Origin of the sequence: Desulfobacter sp. (assembly GCA_028768525.1) — a bacterium.
Classification (GTDB): domain Bacteria; phylum Desulfobacterota; class Desulfobacteria; order Desulfobacterales; family Desulfobacteraceae; genus Desulfobacter.
The window spans coordinates 4,732,538-4,750,856 of record CP054837.1; the positions used below are offsets into that span (position 1 = coordinate 4,732,538).

An 18,319-nucleotide genomic window follows, 5' to 3' on the forward strand; every position below is an offset into this window, starting at 1 on the left:
TCCTTAAATGGGTTACAGGGTGTCCGGATCCGCGGTGACCACCAGGTTGTCCCGGTGGATGACCTCGTCATAGGATCTGAATCCCAGTCGCTCTTTGATCTGGCTGGTCTTGCAGCCCATGATTTTCAGGATGTCCGAGGCATTGTAGTTGACCAGGCCCATGCCCAGAATTTTTTTGTCCTCGGAGATAAATTCCACAGGGTCCCCCACCTCAAAGTAGTCCTGGACCCGGGTGATGCCCGAGGGCAGCAGGCTTTTACCCTGCCGGACCACTGCATTCCGGGCACCGTTGTCGATGGTGATCTGCCCCTTGGCCTGGAGGGTCATGCCGATCCAGTTTTTCCTGGAGTTCTGTTTTGAATCCCTGGGAACAAAATAGGTGCCGGTGAAGTCGTTGGCGGCGATCTGCAGCAGGATATTGTCGGTGAGGCCGCAGGCGATGATCATGGGGATGCCGGCGGAGGTCAGCTTTTTGGCGGCGGAAATTTTGGTGCCCATGCCGCCGGTGCCCAGGGGGCCTGCGATTTTTCCGGCCATGGCTTCCACCTCTTTGCCCAGGCTTTTGACCTCACTGAGCAGTTCGGCATCCTCGTGGACCCGCGGGTCCTTATTGAACAGGCCGCCGATGTCCGTGAGGTTGATCATGAGATCGGCGCCCATGAGCAGGGTGATCATGGCGCCCAAATTGTCGTTGTCCCCGAACTGAAGGGATTTCACGGCCACGGTGTCATTTTCATTGATGATGGGCAGCACCTTCCATTCCAGGAGGGTGTTGATGGTGTTCCGGGCATTGAGGTAGCGGACCCGGTCGCAGAGGTCACCCCGGGTGAGCAGGATCTGGGCCACCTTCCGGCCGCAGTGCTCCAGGGCCTTTTCCCATTCCCGGATGAGGCCGGCCTGGCCGATGGCCGAAACGGCCTGGCGTTTGGGGGTCTCCGAGGGTCTTTTTTCAAGGCCGATTTTGGTCACCCCGGCGGCCATGGCCCCGGAGGAGACCAGGATGACCTCCAGGCCCTTGTCGTGGAGGGCGCAGATCTGATTGGAAATGCTGTTGATCACATCCAGGTTCAGGCTGTTTTCCTTGGTCAGCACCCCTGAGCCTACTTTGACCACAATGCGTTTACAGGCGGACAGGGTATTAAATTGCTGGGTGTCGTTCATGGTAATCATTTTTCTTTCGGATTAAATCCGGTAAATTAGGGGCCGTTAAACAGGGCCTTTCAAATTAGGGGGGGCTGAGCGCTTCCCTGATAATTGGTGAAAAGTAAACCAAAGATACCGGGAATGCAAGATATTTCACGGGGGGAGGGCTGCGTTGACTTTTTTTTGAGTGTGTTTATTATCTTCGATGGTTTCAGGCCGCGGCTGCGGTTTGGCGCCGTTATGAATTTTAAATTCACAGATAACCGGCCGGGGGCAGCTCATCATGGTACATAGCGATACGGAATTTTTTCACCAGGCATCAATGAAAATATGCGGCAGTCTGGATTCGGACCTGATGCTGACCCAGTGCAGGCGGTTTTTAAAGGCCTATCTGCCGGTGGACAGCATTGTCATGGGGTTTTATGATCATGAAAAACGAGAACTTCACCGGGTTTCCAGAGCCGAACCCCAGGATGACGAGGATATGTTGTCGGATCTGATCTATGTTCCGGAAAAGGTCGCCGGATTTTTCAAGGAGAAACAGGAGAGCCTCAATGCGGTTTCCATTTCAAATGCGCCGGCGGATAACCCGGCGGTGTATGAATGGTCCCGCTCCATAGGCATGCCGGAAGGTTCTTTCATGTCCATGGATCTTTCTCTGGATAATGTCCACATTGGATTTATCACCCTTTTTTCCAGGGGATTTGACCGCTATACCTGTGAACATGGCCGACTACTCTTCCTTCTACACGCCCCTTTTTCAGTTGCATTGAACAATGTGCTCCAGCACCGGGAACTGGCCAATCTCAAAGACCGGCTCAGGGACGACAACCGATACCTGAACCGGCAACTCCAGCGTCGGGCCGGAGATGAGATCATCGGCGGAGACTCCGGCCTGAAAAAAGTGATGAAACTGGTGGACAAGGTTGCTTCCCTGTCCAGCCAGGTCCTGTTACTGGGAGAGACGGGTGTGGGCAAGGAGGTTATTGCCAACGCCATCCACCGCCTTTCCCCCCGGTCCGACCGACCTTTTATCAAGGTCAACTGCGGCGCCATTCCCGAGAATCTCATTGACAGCGAGCTTTTCGGCCATGAAAAGGGGGCCTTTACCGGTGCGGGAGGGCGAAAGCGCGGTCGGTTTGAACGGGCCCATACAGGCACCCTTTTCCTGGATGAAATCGGAGAACTGCCCCTCCAGGCCCAGGTAAGGCTGCTGAGGGTGCTCCAGAACCGGGAAATTGAGCGGGTCGGCGGACAGGAATCCATTTCAGTGGATATCCGCATCATTGCCGCCACCCATCGGAACCTGGAAAAGATGGTGGCAGAAGGGACATTTAGGGAGGATTTATGGTTCCGTCTCAATGTGCTGCCCATTACCATCCCGCCCCTGAGGGAAAGAATCGGGGATATACCCGACCTGGCCAGTTATTTTATCCGGAAAAAGGCCAGGGAGATGAATTTTGACCATATCCCCGCTCCCGGGCCGGGACTCATTGATGCGCTGAGGCAGAATCCTTGGAAGGGCAATATCCGGGAGTTTGAAAACACCATTGAACGGGCCATGATCCGGCATATGGGAGAACCCCAGGATCGTCCCCTGCGCCTGGGGGCGCCGCTAGGGGATAATGTGGAGGCGGTCATTGAACCTGGAAGCGGGGAAACTGGGCCGTTTCCAAGCCTTGACCAAGCCACGGCCACTCATATCCGAAAGGCCATGGCCCTGACAAAAGGCCGGATCCAGGGCAAAGAGGGGGCTGCCGCCATTTTGGGTATCCATCCTTCCACCCTGAGATGCCGGATGAAAAAATTGGGCATTCCCTTCGGCCGGTCTGAGAAATACTAAATTTAGTAGTTTTTATCGGGTTCTGCTGTATTTCGAATTTAAAAGTTCTATATTCCGTATTTTAGTGTCTCTCTATTTTAAATTTTCTGTAAATTCAATCTCTTAATCTGATGGCACGGTTCTGGCTATAGGGTATTCCCGTGTCTGCCCTGTCCGGCGTTAAAAAAGATGAAAATGCGGACAGGGCCTGGAAAATTTAATTTTTAGTTGAAAGGTTAAGAAAATGAAAAAGACTTTCGTCCTCATGGCTGCAGCGGCGGCCGTGCTCTACTCCGGAATGGCCCTGGCCGCTGACTGGAATTTCTACGGCTCCGCCCGTGTTGAAACATTCTTCACGGACAGCGACCTCACCGATTCCACCAACATCAGCGAGTCCCTCCAGAGCAATTCCCGCATCGGTGCCAATGTAACGGTCAGCGACGAGCTCGCCGCCCGGTTTGAATACGGTGCCAAAGACGGCGGTGTGACGCTCCGTTACCTGTACGGCGAATGGGATTTCGGTTCTGGCAAACTTCTGGTCGGCCAATACGAAACCCCTCTGTACATGCCCGTTTCCAACCAGGTGTACAACGGTGACAACGGCCTGGAAGGCTGGGGTGAAGCCTCTCCTGGCAAACATCCTGAGATTCAGCTGACCTTCGGTGGTCTGAAAATTGCCGCCGTATCTCCCAGCACCAAATACCTTAACCATAATGCTGCCAAGGCCATTGCCGCCTACGATGACACGGACCTCTCCGAAGATGATGTTGAGGTGAAAATTCCCAGAATCGAAATCAGCTACACCCTTACCATGAACAATTGCACCCTGGGTATCGGCGGTGGTTACAATTCCTTTGAATACAAAGGGGCTGTCGGCAACCTGAGTGAAGACATTGACTCATATGCCGGCGTTATCATGGGTAAAGTGACCGCAGGCGCTTTCTCACTGGGCGGCCAGGCATTCATGGGCCAGAATGTGGGCAACATCATCGTGGCCAATACCACAGATAATTCTTACGGCAACGGCTATGCCATGATTAAAAACAATAAGGTGGTGGATAACGATGCCGCCGGTTTTGAAGTGGTTGCCGCCTATATGGTCAATGAAATGATTTCCCTTGAAGCCGGTTACGGCTATATGGAAACCGAATATGACGACGCCGAGAGCGACGAAGTGGCCTCCTACTACCTCCAGGCCCCCATCACCTTGACACCGGGCGTGATTATCGTTCCTGAAATCGGCATGGTGGACTACCAGGAAAACGGCCAGGATGAAATCACCTATTATGGTGCAAAATGGCAGATTAATTTTTAATTCTGCCCCTGCCGAGGCTTAAATGCCTCTCCCCTCCCAATGATGCACCGGGCCAATGGCCCGGTGCATCTCCTGTCCATTGGCGGGCTATTCTTTTGATGGCTTGCGGATATTGAAGGACAAGCTGATCCGCCCCGTGTCCGGGTCAATTTTGATCTCCCTGTCTGCCATTGGGCGGCCCGGCTCCCCCGTTGCCATTTCCACAAGCCCTGCCATAAAATCCAGTCCTGCGTTAAGCACGTGTTCCAGTTTCTCCGGATCAGCCACCAACCCTGAAGGGGCGGCGGGGGCCTGGTCCTGTCCGGCCATGGTCTCGGGAAATCCGAAATACGGATTGTCATCAGGTATCTCTTTGTCATCTGGAACAACGCTGCGGGGCAGCAGTTCCGGGCCCAGGATATCATCCAGCCGGTCGGCCAGATCCCGCCGTTCTGTCTCAGAGTCGTTTTCCTTGGTATCGTTCGTTCCGAACAGGGCGGTGAAAAGGTCCGGATCATCGGCCAGCCCCCTGGCGATGCCTTCTTCGATGCTGCCGGCGCCGATGAGGTTGATGATGTGGCAGGGCCGGCTTTCCTCCCCTTCGTCCCCGGCGGCAGGTGTCAGCCGGGCGAGTCTGCCGGCGGCCTGGGCCGGAGTCCACGGCAGTTCCACGTTAACCATGCACCGGGCTGCGGAAAGGTCCTGTCCCCTGCTGCCGGCATCTGTGGTGAGAAATACCGGGCAGTCATGGGACCGGGTGAACCGCCGGACCAGCTCCCTGCGCCGGGGGGCGCCGACCTTGCCCGAGGCTTCAACGAATCCGATGCCGGCTTCTGAGAGGCGGCGGGCAATCAAAAAGGTCATGGCGGTCCATTCACTGAAAATCACCATTTTCCGTTTGTTTTGAACCACCACCTCGTCGACGATGGCCGCCAGTTCCCTCAGTTTCGGGGAAATCTGGGTTTCGCGGTCCAACAGGTAGGTGGAGTTGGCGGCCATGCGCATGGTCAGCACCTGGGTCCGGATCTGTTCCATGTCCATGTCCGTGAGAATTCTGCGGGCCAGGATTTCTCCCAGGCGGGCGGCACAGGCCCTGTGCCGCTGCCGCTGTTCCGGGGCAAGGTCGATATAATAGGTGCTGGTGACGGTGGGGGGCAGTTGGTCGCTGACCTCGTCCCAGGTTCGCCGGATGAGGATATCCCTGAGTTTCTCCCTGAGGCCGGCCAGGTTTTTATATCCGGCGATTTTGTTTTTTGCCTCCCTGGTGATGCGGTAATGGTCGGCGGAAAACTGCCATAGGGGGGTGAATTTATAGGGATCCAGGAATTGGACAATGGAGTAGAGGTCTTCGGGCTTGTTTTCCAGGGGGGTGCCCGTGAGGACCACGGCATGTTTTTTGGGCAGCCGCTTCACGGTTTCCGCGGTGCGGGTGGAAAAGTTTTTGATGCGCTGGGCCTCGTCCAGGATGATGATGTCCGGGTTCATTTCCGTGATGGCTGCGGCATCCCTGACAACGGCTTCGTAGTGGCTGATTTTGAACTGTTCGTTTTTAAGATAGCCTGACCTGCGTTGGGCCGGCGGGCCCTGGATGATCCGGGCCTTTTTTCTGGACATGGCTTCTATTTCCTGTCTCCATTTGGGCTTCAGGGAGGCCAGGGTGATGACCAGCACCTTGGAAAATCCAAAGGTTTCGCATTTGTTCAAGGCTGTTGCCACGGCCTGGGCGCTTTTGCCCAGGCCCATTTCATCGGCGATGAGCACGCCTGTTTTTAGTGTCCCGAAGTCCACCCCTTCTTTCTGGAAGGGATAGAGGGGGCGGGGCAGGCTGACCTGGGGCCGGGGCCGGCCTTCCATTTTGGCCTGCTGCAGCGCCTGGAGGCGGTGGTCCACCCGTTTGAGCAGGTTTTCCCGGATGCGGACCCGCCGGTCGCCGTGGAGCCTGAGCATCAGGCCCATGACCAGGGAGATATCCTGCCCGGTGAAGTTTCCGCTGTCATCAAAGTATTTGTCCAGGGCCGGTTTGAGGTCTCCGGGCCTGCCCTTGGGGCCGGGGGGAAAGAGCCTGGGGGCCTGGGCGTTTGAATCCCAGAATATATCGGTGAATGGCAGGGACTCGGTCGCTACCTGGGCCTTGAATCCGGGCTCGGATTTCAGATATCCGGCCATGAAAATGATGTGTTTGCAGGTGCCCAGGCCGTTGGTGAGGTAATCCGGACAGGAGCAGTGGCCCCGGGCATTTGCGGGATCATGGAGGCATACCGTATAGGTGCGCCTCTCCTTTGAGATCACCTTGTGGTCCCCGGTGAACATGTCTCCCCGGATCGGGGTGAAATTTTCCGTTGCGGCCCGCTCTTTTCTCTCCGCAAGGGCCAGTTCCCGGATGTCGTTTCCGGAGAGGTAGGGATCCGCCGTATCGGGAAAGAGTTCCTGCTGGACCCGGGGCTTGAGCAGCAGCTCACGGGCATTGAGGGCCGCAGCCACCACATGGCGGCAGCCCCGGCCCGGATAGGGGCAGGTGCATGAGGCCCTGATTTTGGTTTCAAGGAATTCGACCCGGGTGGTGTATTGGCCGAATCTGCCGTCAAACTCATAGACAAAGTCCCGTGTCGCCCGGTCCCGTTCCGAGAGAAAATAGGAGCCGTTTTCACAGGTTTGTTTTCCCCGGTCAAAGATCATGGGGGAGTCGGCAAGGGTGTCGCGGATATAGGCATCGGATAAAGATTTCATGAAATCACCCTATTACATGCTGTTTTGGGAGGCAATAGTTTTCCTTGGAGGGGGGCGCCAGGTTGCAGCGTTTGCGGGGGCAGGGATGCTGGAGCAACCGGGGATGGCGGTTTGCCATTGCCAAAACAGGAATATTTCCTGTATCATACCAGCATAGGTCCTATAATTTGTTTCCGGCCACAGGCGAAAGTCCCCCTGGAAGCACCGCTCCGGTTCTGCGCTGAAACCGTATCTTTGACATCGTCATCAGGAAATGCGCCCAGTGCGCTTCAGTCCGATCCTAAACGGCCGTCAGATGAAATGCCTGGTTTGCCGCGCCGAAGAAAGGAAGGGGTTATATGAAAAAGCATCTTGGCTTGATTGTCCTTGTTGTCTGCCTCTGGATGCCCTTTAACACTGGCACCGCAGATACCACCATTACCATGGCAATCGGAGAATGGGCCCCTTTCACCTCCCAAATAGACCCGGACGGCAAGCTTGCCGAAGTTCTGGTTCGGGAGATTTATACCCAGGAAGGCATCAAGGTGAGGTATACGTATTTCCCATGGAAACGGTCATTTAAACTGACGAAAATAGGTGACTATGCCGCCACGTTTCCCTGGCGGAAGACCGAGGAAAGAAAGCCGGATTTTTATTTTCCCAAAGAAATTCTCTACAAAGAAAAAGAGGTGTTTTTTCATCTGAAGACCCTTGATTTTAAATGGGAAGACGATGAAGATCTGAAAAATTATACAATCGGAGGGGTGCTGGGATATGCCCATGTTCAACACCTGAAGGCCAAGGGCCTGGTTCTGGATGTGACGTCTTCAGATGCGCAGAATTTTAAAAAACTGCTGGCCGGCAGAATTGATCTGTTCTCTTGCTCGTTTGTTGTGGGGTATAACCTGATCAACAGGCTGTTCCCCCCCAGCAAAGCCGCCCTGTTCACCAACCATCCCAAGCCGTTGCTCCAAGAACCCATGTATCTCATGATTTCCAAAAAGATCCCCAACGGCCGGGAACTGGCTGAGAAGTTTGATCTGGGCATTCAGAAACTGAAAGCATCGGGACGGTACCAGCAGATATTTGATACATTCATGGGAACCGAATAGGGGCAAGATCCACGCGAACTTCCCGGGTTTTATGCAAATTGAAAAGCCCCTTCGCATTGCCGATGTCCCGTCGGGCTACACCAAAGGAATACCATGGGGATGACGGGCCAGACAGGTCATTTTCAGGATTTGCGGGGTGGCAGTTTCTCCTTTGCATAGTGATAATAGGCCACCCCGAGGGTCCGGTAAACCAGATGGGCCAGCTTGGTATAGGGGAGAAAGGCGATGAGATTAAAGGCGAAGATCAGGTGGATGAAATACATGGAATAGGCGGCCCAGGGGATATCTCCAAGCCGCAGCAACTGGGTCAGCATGCCTGTCAGTCCCAGGAACAGGGCCAGCCCCAGCAGGTACCAGTCGAACCATCCGCTGGTCTGCCGCTGTGCCGCCCGGCGTTCCCGGATCAGAAGCAGGCTGCCGGCAATGAGGGCGATTCCGGATATATTAGCCAGTATTTTTACCGGGTTGGCCTGGGCATAGGGGCCGTGGCTGTTGAGAACGTATAGGGCGAAGACAAACGCCCCGGCCACAAAGGCCAGGCTGGCAAATGAAAAGGATACCATCATATGGGAAATTTTCCGGCTTTTGTTTTCCGAGCAGCTGGTAAATCTCTCGTGGCGGATAATGGCGGGAAGCTCCCGGATCAGCACCCTGAGGAACTGCCCGGGAACCAGGGCGCCCGGGTCTCCCTTACCCAACCGCCGGTAGGTGGATCGCATGTCCGAAAGGAAGCGGCGGATCCCCAGAAAAAATACAATGGCCACGCCAGCGGACAGGGGAATGAAGATCATTTCGATCAGGACCACCGGGAAAAAATGGGCGAATACAATGCGGTTCCCTTCTGGATTCAGGTTCATCTGCCCGGTGAGCAGCCCCATTCCCAAAATAATCAGGGCGGGGATGATGAACAGCCAGTGAAGCTTTTTAGGATCGTTGACCAGGCTGTGGAAGCGGGCTGGTTTTGAATAGGTCCGGATGGCGATTTTCCTCAGGGTGGAGAGAACATCCCCGGGGCGGGCATCCCTGGGGCATAGATCCGAGCAGTCGCCGCAGTTGTAGCAGAGCCAGATATCGGGATTGGCAATCAGCCGGTCCTTGAGCCCCCAGGACGCATAGATCATCTCTTTGCGGGGAAAGGGTTGGTCGTCATGGGACAGGGAACAGGCCACGGAGCAGGTGGCGCATTGATAACATTTTTTCATGTTCAGTCCTGTTCCGGCGTTGAGCTGGGCAATAAAATCCAGGTCCGGTTCGATGAAAGCGGCAGAGGTCATGGGTATCTCCTTTTGTAAGCGTCAGGTCTAATTAAGGGTCTGGTCGATGAGGGTTGACAGTTGTCCCGCCATCTGGCCGGGGTCTCCCATCCTATCCCGCAGAAAGCAGTTGACCAGGACAAAGAAGTAGTTGGACATCAGGGCCAGGGCCAGGGTGTCTGGGTCCTTTTCCGGCCGGATTTCACCCCTGGCCTGGGCGCTCCGGATCAGTTCGGCCATTTTTTCGGCGTAGGCTTCGTCAAAGGCGTTGATTTGACCCAGCCATTCCTTTTCATAGAAAAAAAGATGGCTGAGGTAGGCCCGGGACAGGGATACATGGGTGGTGTAAAAGACGAAAAACCGTTTTGAAATATGGATAAACTGGTCCCGGAAGGGCCGGGATTCGGGAACCGTGGCCATGGCCTCCCGGTACAGGAGTTTCAGGTCATCGGAAAAGGCTGCGGCCAGAAGTGAAAGTTTGTTGGGGAAGTGTTTATATATTGTTCCTATACCGATGCCAGCCTGGGCCGCCACTCCGCGGATGGTAACGCTGTCATAATCCAGGCTGCTGAAAAGGGCCCTGGCACTTTCCAGGATCAGGGCCCGTGTTTCGGCCTTCTGGACTTCTCTCCGGGTGCCTTTGGGCTGAACGGTTTTTTGGGGTGGCGTCATATTTTGTTCCTTTCGATAACATAAAACACTTAGTGAACATGTTCACTAAATAAACCTCGTTCTAATGTCTGTCAAGCAAAAAAAATGTTTCCCATATATATGGCGTTTGAGGGGGCAATTTAGGGATGACCCTGTACCTGTCCCATGGTATTATCCCGGATTAAAATATGATTTTGATACAGATAAAAGGAATGTCATGAAGATAGAACTCTGCCCCTGCGCCAGTGGCAAGCCCTATGGGAACTGCTGCGGCCCCTTTGTTGAGGGCCTGGCCCATGCACCGGCACCCGAGGCGCTGATGCGGTCCAGGTATACGGCCTTCTGCCTTAAAAATTCCGATTACCTCATGGCCACCCTGGCCCCGGAAAAGCGGATGGGACAGGAGGAGCGGCTTCGGCAGGAATTAACACAAACCATGGCGGCCATCCAATGGCTGGGGCTGGCAGTGATTAAGGTCGGCCCGGCAGGCGAAGACAGGGGGAATGTTGAATTCGCCGCTTTTTTTGAGCAGGCCGGTGTCTTTGGCCAGCTCCACGAGCGGTCGGCCTTTATCCGGGTAGGGGAGAGGTGGTTCTACCGGGACGGGGAGATTCTGGAACCGGTGCCCCTGCCCAGGAACCAGCCCTGCGTCTGCGGCAGCGGAAAAAAGTTTAAGCGGTGCCACGGCAGATCCCTATGAACCAATATACATTCATGGGGATGGTGCTGGGGCTGTCTGCCGGTCTTGCGCCTGGCCCTCTGCTGACCCTGGTGGTTTCCCAGACCCTGGCCCGGGGACGGGGGGCGGGCGTCAGGGTGGCTCTGGCGCCCTTGGTGTCGGACTTGCCCATTGTTGGCCTGTCGCTGGCCGTGCTGTCACGATTGTCTGACTTTAATCCGGTGCTTGGTTTGATTTCCCTGGCCGGCGGGATCGTGATTTTGAAGATGGGGATTGAAGGGATCAGGACGGCAGGGGGAGAAACGGATAGGGAAGACGGCGGCGGGCCTCTGATCAAAGGGGTGCTGGTTAACCTTCTCTCCCCCCATCCCTATATTTTCTGGCTCACGGTGGGAGCACCGGCAACGGTCCGGGCCTGGGAGAACACCCCGGTGGATGCTGCCGGGTTTATAGCGGGGTTTTACTGCCTGCTCATCGGTTCCAAGATCGGCCTTGCATTGGCCGCTGCCCGGACCCGCTCTTTTATGAGGGGGAGGATTTACCTGTATACCATGAAGGGGTTGGGGCTGGTGCTCTGCGGTCTGGCCCTTGCCCTTGTCCGGGAAGGGGCGGGCCTGCTGGGCTGGATATAAAGGGGTGAACCGCATGGCCAATCAAAATTGGTGCTGGCCGGGCAATGGAAAAGCCAAGCCGGCCCGTAACGGTTTCCGGGCCGGCCTGGCGGTGGCTTAACAGCCGGGGCTTAGTAGTCAAATTCCCTTGAGGTGACCGTATCTTCCATGCGCTGGATTCTACGGTCGATATTCTCGAATTTGCGCTTGATCCGCTGGATGGCCGAGGATCTGGACGTGGTGTAGGACTGGTAGAATTCCTGGTCCGTGTCGTTTTCCAAAGGAATCACCGGCTCGGGCTTCAAAAGAAGGCCGGCTGCCAGGTAGATGATCCCCACGGGCCAGAATCCGGTGAACAAAAAGGCGATGAATACAAGGGCCCGCACCCAGAAAACGCTGAAGCTGAAATGCTCGGCCAGGCCCCGGCAGACACCCATGAGAATGCCGTTTCTGGACCGGTAGATGCCGTCGGTGGCAGCCAGAACATCCACCCGGCTTCTGACGCCGTTTTTAAACTGGTCCCGGAACCGGCCGTAATTGCCGCCGAAACCGCTGCGGTCCTGCCTGAACCCGCCGCGTCCGTGTCGTTTATAATGTCTCATGACGATTATTCCTTTGTATTGTCTACAGGTCTTTTTTACGGCGTTCGATGAGGATGGTTTCCAGGGCTTCCACCCGCTCTTCCATTTTTGACAATCCATTGAAAATGTCCTGGATCATCTTGGTTTCCTCAGCATGGGACGCCTGTTCTTTTCTGGAAATGCCGCCGGTTTTTGCCGCCCGGATAATTCCAATGATGATCAGCCCCAAGGTGGCGAGCAGGAGGATGGCCCCTCCGATACAGGTTAGTACAAAAAATACGCCGTGCATGTGCATGTCCTTTCTCCGAAATCTTGAAAATTATGCTTTGGTTGTATCATCATCTTTGGGGGATTGGGAGGATTTTAAGGCGCTGAGTTCCTTTTCGATATCGTCATCGGCGGCCAGGTCTTCAAAGGCCTCTTCCAGGCTGGATTTTTTGCCGTAGTTTACCAGGTCAGCCTCGGCCTCCATGCGTTCGATATTATTTTCCATTTCCTCGAACTTCTGCATGACCTCCGATGAATCCACCCGGCGGATCTCTTCCCGGGCCTTTTTTTTGCGCTGGGCCCGGATATGGCGCTGGACCAGCAGGCGCTGTTTTTCCCGGGCGGATTTGAGTTTGGTCTCCAGTTCCTGGATGTCATCCCGGTATTGTTCCACAATGGCGGAAAGGTCGCTGAGCTCTTCATCCACGGCGTCGGCCCTCTGGGTAAATCTGCGTTTTTCAACCAGGGCCTGGCGGGCCAGGTCGTCCCGGCCTTTCCCCACAGCCAGTTCCGCCTTTTGGCTCCAGAAGTCCTCCCGGTCCCGGGTGTCCTCCAGAAGGCGTTCCACCTTTTTCTGGTTGGCAATGGATCCGGCACAGGCGGATTTCAGTTCAATGAGGGTGTCTTCCATCTCCCTGATCATGAGTTTGATCAGTTTTTCCGGGTCTTCGGCCTTGTCCAGCATGGCGTTGATGTTTGAGGATACGATGTCTCTGAACCGTGTAAAAATTCCCATTTTTTATCTCCTTGTGTTGGGTGTTGTTCTTTTACCGAGGAAATAGAGCAGAAAACGTGCCATTGCCTGTTGTTGTTGAAAATTTGTTTTTGTTTCAATGGGTTGGGTGACTTGAATAAAAAAAAAGAATGTGGTAGTTTAAACCATTATATGGTGATATTAACCGTTTTGGAGTGTCTATGGCTTATATTCATGATAAATCCCCGGGCGAGGCCCTGGGACAGTCCGAAGTCTTTCTTGAATTCCAGGAGCAGATTTCCAGGGTGGCCCCCATTGACCGGCCGGTGCTCATCCTGGGGGAGCGGGGGACAGGCAAGGAACTGGCAGCCGCCCGGCTTCATTTCCTTTCAAAGCGGTGGCAGAAGCCCCTGGTGACCCTGAATTGCGCCGCCCTCACCCCCACCCTCATCGGTTCCGAGCTTTTCGGTTATGAAAAAGGGGCCTTTACCGGGGCGGGGAGCCGGCGGGCCGGGCGGTTCGAACAGGCTGACGGGGGCACCCTTTTCCTGGATGAAATCGGGAATATTCCCATGGAGGTCCAGGAGAAAATACTGAGGGTGGTGGAGTACGGCAGCTTTGAGCGGGTGGGGGACTCCCGGCCGGTACAGACAGATGTGAGGATTGTGGCGGCGGCCAATGTGGATCTGGCCGCCATGGCGGAACTGGGGCGGTTCAAACGGGATCTGCTGGACCGGCTTTCCTTTGAAGTGGTGTTTGTGCCGCCGCTTCGGCGCCGTACCGGGGACATCTCCATGCTGGCTGCTCATTTTGCCGGGCGCATGGCCTTTGAACTGGGCCATGACCTGGTGCCTGAATTTTCACGCCAGGCGGCCATGGCCCTGGAGGCCCATGACTGGCCCGGCAATGTCCGGGAATTGAAAAATGTGGTGGAGCGGGCAGTATACAAAAGCCGGGACAGCCGGATTGATGAGATTTCATTCGATCCCTTTGTTTCTCCCTGGAAACGCCTTCCCCTTCCGGAAATCTCCGGTCTGGCAGGAGGGGAGCCACAGCCCGGAAAATCTCACCGGACGCCTGCCCGGCAGGAAATGGATACGGACCTGCCCGTGGCGGATCTGGCCGAAAAGCCTTTGAAAGAAGCGGTGGCGTTATTGGAACGGTACAGGCTCGACAGGGCATTGGCCGCCGCCCGGTTCAACCAGACCCAGGCGGCCCGGATCCTGGGGCTGAGCTATGACCAGTTCCGGGGGCTGAAAAAAAAGCACGGGATATGATCATATCCTGATATCCGAATCCATGGGCTGGACCTGGACGCCATTGGGGCTGACCTCTGGATAGACCAATGTCTGCCCAGGCATCAGCCGGTTGATATCCATGGCCGGGTTGTACTTTTCCAGAAGCCATAGGGGGATTTCCAACTGGTTTTCGCAAAGGTCCCAGATGGTGTCTCCGGGTTTGATTTCGTATTTTCCGGTGCCGGAAATAAAAAAAGAGTCGAAAAAATCCTCCAGAATTTCCTGATGGAATTCATATCGTTTTTCTTCAAATTGATCTGCATCTGGCCCGGCCAGGGGGAGTTTTATGGTCTGGCCCATGGAGATGGGCCTGCCGTAGGTCAGCCCGTTTAATTTCCTGATCCTGGCGGTGGCAATGCCCAGCCAGTCGGCATAATGGCCCAGGGTCTCCCCGGGAGCGGCATGGATTACCCCGAGCATGCTTTTTTTGCCTTGAATGGTCTTTTTGATTTTCAGGTCCGCCGTAACCACGGGACGCTCCGCTCCGTCAGGTGCAGGGATGGCGCTTGCGGTTTCTGCCGCGGTTTCCCGGGGAGCGGGTGGTTCTTTTTTCAGGACTTTGGCCGGTTCCGGTTTGGGGGCTGGTGGGGACGGGGCGGATACCGCCGCTTTAACTGCTGCTGTTTTAACCGCTGCCGGTTCGCCCCTGCTGCCCACCGGAATCCTCAGGGTCTGGCCGATGTATATGGTTGCCCGCCGGCCCAGGCCATTGGCAATGATCAGGTCCTTTAAGGGGACCCTGTGGGTTCGCGCAATGCTGCCGGCGGTGTCTCCCCTTGCCACCCGGTGGAACCGGCTGGGCTTCTGCTTGTTCAGGTAGATGGCCGCGGCGGCCTGGGCTGCGGCTTCGGCGGCGATCCCTTCGGGCAGCCTCAGGGTATACCCTTTGGGAATGTACTTCCGACCGTCAAATACCGGCTTGCGCAGGGCCGGGTTCAGTTTTCTGAGGGTGGGGATATCCAGCCCGAGCTTTCTGGCAAGTTCCTCAGCCGGAAGAAATCCCTTTGTCTTGAACCGGCTGTGCCGGGCGGGGCGGTCCAGGGCCAGACGGCCGAAGTATTTTGTATGATTTTTAGCCACTTCCCGGGCCGCCAGAAATTCCGCATAAAAGTTCCGGGAGGCAAATTTAAAGGAACGGCTTGTGTAGCTGGTGTAGATCTTAGGATAGGTCCGGTGTTTTTTCTGGGCCCGCTTCATTCCTGCAAGGCCGTGGTTATAGGCCGTGATGGCAAGGGGCCAGGATTTCAGTTCCCCGTAATTCTTTTTTAACAGCTGTGCGGCTCCCCGGGTGGCGATGACGGGGTCCCGGCGTTCATCCACCACATAGCCGATGTCCATGTAACGCTTTCCAGTGCCCCGGGTAAACTGCCAGATGCCGGCGGCCCCGAATTTTGAATAGGCGGCCGGATTGAAAGAGGATTCCACACATGGCAGGTAGACCAGGTCCTGGGGGAGGCCGCTGGCCTTGAAAATCCGTTTGAATTCATTCACAAGGGCGCCGGAGCGGATGATACCTTCTTTGAATTGTTCTTTGAGCCCCGTCTGAATCCTCAGGTTGTAGGCGGCCCGTTTGAAGTGGCTTGGCTTGGGATGCTTGCCGAAGAGGGCGGCAACCTTTTTTTCCATTGGGGAGGAGGGGGGAACCCCCCGGGACAATTTTAAAAGAAGATTTTTGTATTTTTTAATGGCTTTTTTCTTTTTTTTCCGGTTCTGGCTGGCGGCCTTCCTGGTGTCGGCCGGATTGAGCTTGACCAGCCCGTAACGTTTTGAGAGATCCCTGACATCGTGGATCACCCCTTCCGATTTGGAATGTTTTGTGAAGATATCAGTCCAGAAGGCGATATTGGGCCGGATGACGCCGTAGACCGGGAACTCTTCAACGGCAGGGGGGCGGGCCGGGGTGGCGGCCGGGCAGGGCGGGCAGGGTAGATGGATGAGGCCGGCGATGGCAATGACGAAGATGGCAATTCGCTTTAATATCATAGAATCTCCATGGGTTATGGTTCAGCACACGGACAGCATTTAATCTATCATATTGGAGATTGATTTTGAACAGGGAATGGTAATACTACATTGTGATACTTTTGTGAGGTTTGCACAATAGATTCGTGAATGTCTGCATCTACCTTATTGGCAGGAGTTAACCACAGACAAAGGAGATGTGATATGAAATCCACTATTGGTTATTATTTTATCATCGGTCTGGTACTAGCCTGTTCGGCAGGCTTTTACGCCTTTGCCGGCGATGAAGGGGATATGGGTATGGATAAAAAAACAGAGATGGAAGGAATTGAGGTGGCCACATTTGCCGGGGGGTGCTTCTGGTGCGTGGAGTCGGATTTTGAAAAGGTGGAAGGGGTAAAAGAAGCGGTTTCCGGGTACACCGGCGGGAGCACGCCTGATCCTTCCTACGGCGAAGTCTCCGGCGGCGGCACCGGCCATGCCGAGGCCGTACAGGTGTACTACGATCCCAAGGTGGTCAGTTATACAGAGCTTCTGGATGTGTTTTGGCGCCATATCAATCCCACCGACGCCGGCGGGCAGTTTGTGGACCGGGGTTCCCAGTACCGGTCCGAAATTTTCTACCATGATGACATCCAGAAAGAGCAGGCCCTGGCCTCACGGGCCGCCCTGGACAGGTCCGGGGTTTTCGACCGCCCCATAGTGACGCCGGTGACCCAGTTTAAGGCCTTTTACCGGGCAGAGGCGTACCACCAGGATTATTACAAAAAAAATAAATTGCGCTACACCTATTACAGGTTTGGTTCCGGACGGGATCAGTTCCTGAAAAAGGCCTGGAAGGATGCGCCCATGAAAGAAATGAGCGCCGGAGGGATGGAGATGGCAGCACCGGAGATGGCAGAACCTGAGATGGCGGGGGAAATGGAAAATAAAATGGAGAAAACAGGCTGGCGAAAACCGGACCCCGGTAAAATTAAAAAGCTCTTATCTCCCCTCCAGTACAGGGTGACCCAGGAGGAAGGGACCGAGCCGCCATTCAGAAATGAATACTGGGACAATAAAGAAGAGGGTATTTATGTGGATGTGGTATCCGGGGAGCCCCTGTTCAGTTCAAAGGACAAGTTCGCCTCCGGCACAGGGTGGCCCAGTTTTACCCGTCCGCTGGAAGCAGAACACATCGTGGAAAAGACAGACCGCAGTTTGTTCATGACCCGGACCGAGGTCCGCAGCCGCTACGGCGATTCCCATTTGGGGCATGTCTTTGACGACGGGCCCCGGCCAACCGGCCTGAGGTACTGCATCAATTCCGCCGCCCTGAGGTTCATCCCTAAAGAGAAGCTTGAAACTGAAGGATACGGCAAGTACGCGTCCATGTTCTAACCTGATGGTGTCTTCGGCCCGGCATAATAGGTTCTGCCGGGCCGAGGACAACCGGGGAGACCCATGGTGTTCCCCGGTCAATGGTGCGTATCACCTTGACTTTGAGGACAAAAATTTTTACAAACGGAGCATTGGGAAATCATATAAATGGGAGGTGATCCCGTGGATACCCATATTCTGGTGGTTGAGGATAACCACGATCTCGCGAAATTGCTCGAATTAAATTTTAAGGATGAAACCTGGCAGGTGGAACTGGCCTTTGACGGCAACCGGGGCTTCAAACGTGCCCGTACCGGAAGGTACAGCTTGATTGTCCTGGATATCATGCTCCCCGGCATGGACGGGATATCAATTTTAAAGCAATTGCGGGCGGAGAAAGTTCAGACACCTGTGATCATGCTCACCTCAAAGGCCTCGGAAGTGGACCGGATTCTGGGACTGGAGTTCGGGGCCGACGATTATGTGACCAAGCCTTTCAGTGTGAGGGAGCTTGTGGCCCGGATCAAGGCGCTGTTCCGCAGGATCGAGGCTGTGGAAAAGGGGGGCGCGGATACAATTCCTGAAAAGATATCCGTGGGAGATCTTGCCATTGTGCCCGAAAAAAGGGAGGTGACCAGGGCCGGTGAGACAGTGGCGCTGACGGCCAGAGAGTTTGACCTGCTCTATTTTTTTGCCCGGCATCCTGGCCGGGTATTTAACCGGGCCCAACTGCTGGAACATGTGTGGGGCTACGGCCATGACGGGTATGAACATGCCGTCAATTCCAATATCAACCGGCTGCGGGCCAAGATTGAAACCGACCCGGCCGCCCCGGAATATGTGCTTACGGTGTGGGGCGTGGGCTATAAGTTCAGGGAGGGATAGGG

General features: G+C 55.2%; 16 protein-coding genes. 8 read left to right on the top strand and 8 right to left on the bottom strand.

From position 1 onward, the window contains the following. Positions 1-12: 12 nt before the first annotated feature. The gene (gene proB, locus HUN04_20820) at positions 13-1,161 is read right to left on the bottom strand and encodes a glutamate 5-kinase (GenBank protein ID WDP92028.1); all 1,149 of its coding nucleotides are present in this window, start codon (positions 1,159-1,161) and stop codon (positions 13-15) included. A 265-nt stretch (positions 1,162-1,426) separates the two neighbouring features. Between proB and HUN04_20825 the strand changes: the two genes are divergently transcribed. Together HUN04_20825 and HUN04_20830 are read left to right on the top strand one after the other, a co-directional pair. Next, positions 1,427-2,986, top strand: coding sequence for a sigma 54-interacting transcriptional regulator (locus tag HUN04_20825; GenBank protein WDP92029.1), 1,560 nt, complete (start codon positions 1,427-1,429; stop codon positions 2,984-2,986). A 223-nt stretch (positions 2,987-3,209) separates the two neighbouring features. Then, positions 3,210-4,280, top strand: coding sequence for a hypothetical protein (locus HUN04_20830; protein ID WDP92030.1), 1,071 nt, complete (start codon positions 3,210-3,212; stop codon positions 4,278-4,280). 87 nt (positions 4,281-4,367) lie between these two features. Here HUN04_20830 and HUN04_20835 read toward each other — a convergent pair whose 3' ends face one another. Then, entirely contained in the window at positions 4,368-6,986 is a 2,619-nt protein-coding gene (locus tag HUN04_20835) for a DEAD/DEAH box helicase (protein WDP92031.1), read from the bottom strand. A 338-nt stretch (positions 6,987-7,324) separates the two neighbouring features. Here HUN04_20835 and HUN04_20840 point away from each other — a divergent pair, with 338 nt between their 5' ends. After that, entirely contained in the window at positions 7,325-8,077 is a 753-nt protein-coding gene (locus HUN04_20840; GenBank protein ID WDP92032.1) for a transporter substrate-binding domain-containing protein, read from the top strand. A 122-nt stretch (positions 8,078-8,199) separates the two neighbouring features. On the opposite strand, the gene qmoC is transcribed toward HUN04_20840, so the two are convergent. Together qmoC and HUN04_20850 are read right to left on the bottom strand one after the other, a co-directional pair. Then, the gene (gene qmoC / locus HUN04_20845; protein WDP92033.1) at positions 8,200-9,351 is read right to left on the bottom strand and encodes a quinone-interacting membrane-bound oxidoreductase complex subunit QmoC; all 1,152 of its coding nucleotides are present in this window, start codon (positions 9,349-9,351) and stop codon (positions 8,200-8,202) included. Positions 9,352-9,378: 27 nt separating this feature from the next. Beyond that, on the bottom strand, positions 9,379-10,002 hold the full coding sequence (locus HUN04_20850) for a TetR/AcrR family transcriptional regulator (GenBank protein ID WDP92034.1): 624 nt from the start codon (positions 10,000-10,002) through the stop codon (positions 9,379-9,381). Positions 10,003-10,198: 196 nt separating this feature from the next. On the opposite strand from HUN04_20850, the gene HUN04_20855 reads away from it, so the two are divergent. After that, complete coding sequence (locus tag HUN04_20855) at positions 10,199-10,681, top strand: YchJ family protein (GenBank protein ID WDP92035.1); 483 nt, start codon at positions 10,199-10,201, stop codon at positions 10,679-10,681. Continuing rightward, entirely contained in the window at positions 10,678-11,292 is a 615-nt protein-coding gene (locus HUN04_20860; protein WDP92036.1) for a LysE family translocator, read from the top strand. The genes HUN04_20855 and HUN04_20860 overlap by 4 nt, the downstream gene beginning before the upstream one ends. Before the next feature lie 110 nt (positions 11,293-11,402). On the opposite strand, the gene pspC is transcribed toward HUN04_20860, so the two are convergent. From pspC to pspA, 3 genes are read right to left on the bottom strand one after another with little or no spacing between them, the layout of a single operon-like run. Beyond that, positions 11,403-11,873: an envelope stress response membrane protein PspC gene (gene pspC, locus HUN04_20865; GenBank protein WDP92037.1), complete on the bottom strand. Its 471-nt coding sequence runs from the start codon at positions 11,871-11,873 to the stop codon at positions 11,403-11,405. Between the two features lie 22 nt (positions 11,874-11,895). Continuing rightward, positions 11,896-12,141 (bottom strand): phage-shock protein, encoded by a 246-nt coding sequence (locus tag HUN04_20870; GenBank protein WDP92038.1) that lies wholly within the window; start codon positions 12,139-12,141, stop codon positions 11,896-11,898. Positions 12,142-12,171: 30 nt separating this feature from the next. Further along, on the bottom strand, positions 12,172-12,855 hold the full coding sequence (gene pspA / locus HUN04_20875; protein ID WDP92039.1) for a phage shock protein PspA: 684 nt from the start codon (positions 12,853-12,855) through the stop codon (positions 12,172-12,174). Between the two features lie 179 nt (positions 12,856-13,034). Between pspA and pspF the strand changes: the two genes are divergently transcribed. Beyond that, positions 13,035-14,090, top strand: a complete 1,056-nt coding sequence (gene pspF, locus HUN04_20880) for a phage shock protein operon transcriptional activator (protein WDP92040.1) — start codon at positions 13,035-13,037, stop codon at positions 14,088-14,090. Here the strand turns inward: pspF and HUN04_20885 are convergent, their stop codons facing one another. Continuing rightward, positions 14,091-16,094 (bottom strand): transglycosylase SLT domain-containing protein, encoded by a 2,004-nt coding sequence (locus HUN04_20885; GenBank protein ID WDP92041.1) that lies wholly within the window; start codon positions 16,092-16,094, stop codon positions 14,091-14,093. A 183-nt stretch (positions 16,095-16,277) separates the two neighbouring features. Here HUN04_20885 and msrB point away from each other — a divergent pair, with 183 nt between their 5' ends. Then, positions 16,278-17,453 (top strand): peptide-methionine (R)-S-oxide reductase MsrB, encoded by a 1,176-nt coding sequence (msrB, locus tag HUN04_20890; GenBank protein WDP92042.1) that lies wholly within the window; start codon positions 16,278-16,280, stop codon positions 17,451-17,453. A gap of 162 nt (positions 17,454-17,615) precedes the next feature. Further along, a complete protein-coding gene (locus tag HUN04_20895) occupies positions 17,616-18,317 on the top strand; it encodes a response regulator transcription factor (protein ID WDP93355.1) in 702 nt (233 codons plus the stop codon). The last annotated feature ends 2 nt before the right edge of the window (positions 18,318-18,319 follow it).

Coding starts and splice junctions, on each gene's coding strand:
- HUN04_20840 (WDP92032.1), top strand. CDS start 7,325: ATGAAAAAGCATCTTGGCTTGATTGTCCTTGTTGTCTGCCTCTGGATG.
- HUN04_20835 (WDP92031.1), bottom strand. CDS start 6,986: ATGAAATCTTTATCCGATGCCTATATCCGCGACACCCTTGCCGACTCC.
- HUN04_20870 (WDP92038.1), bottom strand. CDS start 12,141: ATGCACGGCGTATTTTTTGTACTAACCTGTATCGGAGGGGCCATCCTC.
- qmoC (WDP92033.1), bottom strand. CDS start 9,351: ATGACCTCTGCCGCTTTCATCGAACCGGACCTGGATTTTATTGCCCAG.
- msrB (WDP92042.1), top strand. CDS start 16,278: ATGAAATCCACTATTGGTTATTATTTTATCATCGGTCTGGTACTAGCC.
- pspF (WDP92040.1), top strand. CDS start 13,035: ATGGCTTATATTCATGATAAATCCCCGGGCGAGGCCCTGGGACAGTCC.
- HUN04_20825 (WDP92029.1), top strand. CDS start 1,427: ATGGTACATAGCGATACGGAATTTTTTCACCAGGCATCAATGAAAATA.
- HUN04_20855 (WDP92035.1), top strand. CDS start 10,199: ATGAAGATAGAACTCTGCCCCTGCGCCAGTGGCAAGCCCTATGGGAAC.
- HUN04_20860 (WDP92036.1), top strand. CDS start 10,678: ATGAACCAATATACATTCATGGGGATGGTGCTGGGGCTGTCTGCCGGT.
- pspC (WDP92037.1), bottom strand. CDS start 11,873: ATGAGACATTATAAACGACACGGACGCGGCGGGTTCAGGCAGGACCGC.
- HUN04_20850 (WDP92034.1), bottom strand. CDS start 10,002: ATGACGCCACCCCAAAAAACCGTTCAGCCCAAAGGCACCCGGAGAGAA.
- proB (WDP92028.1), bottom strand. CDS start 1,161: ATGAACGACACCCAGCAATTTAATACCCTGTCCGCCTGTAAACGCATT.
- pspA (WDP92039.1), bottom strand. CDS start 12,855: ATGGGAATTTTTACACGGTTCAGAGACATCGTATCCTCAAACATCAAC.
- HUN04_20830 (WDP92030.1), top strand. CDS start 3,210: ATGAAAAAGACTTTCGTCCTCATGGCTGCAGCGGCGGCCGTGCTCTAC.
- HUN04_20885 (WDP92041.1), bottom strand. CDS start 16,094: ATGATATTAAAGCGAATTGCCATCTTCGTCATTGCCATCGCCGGCCTC.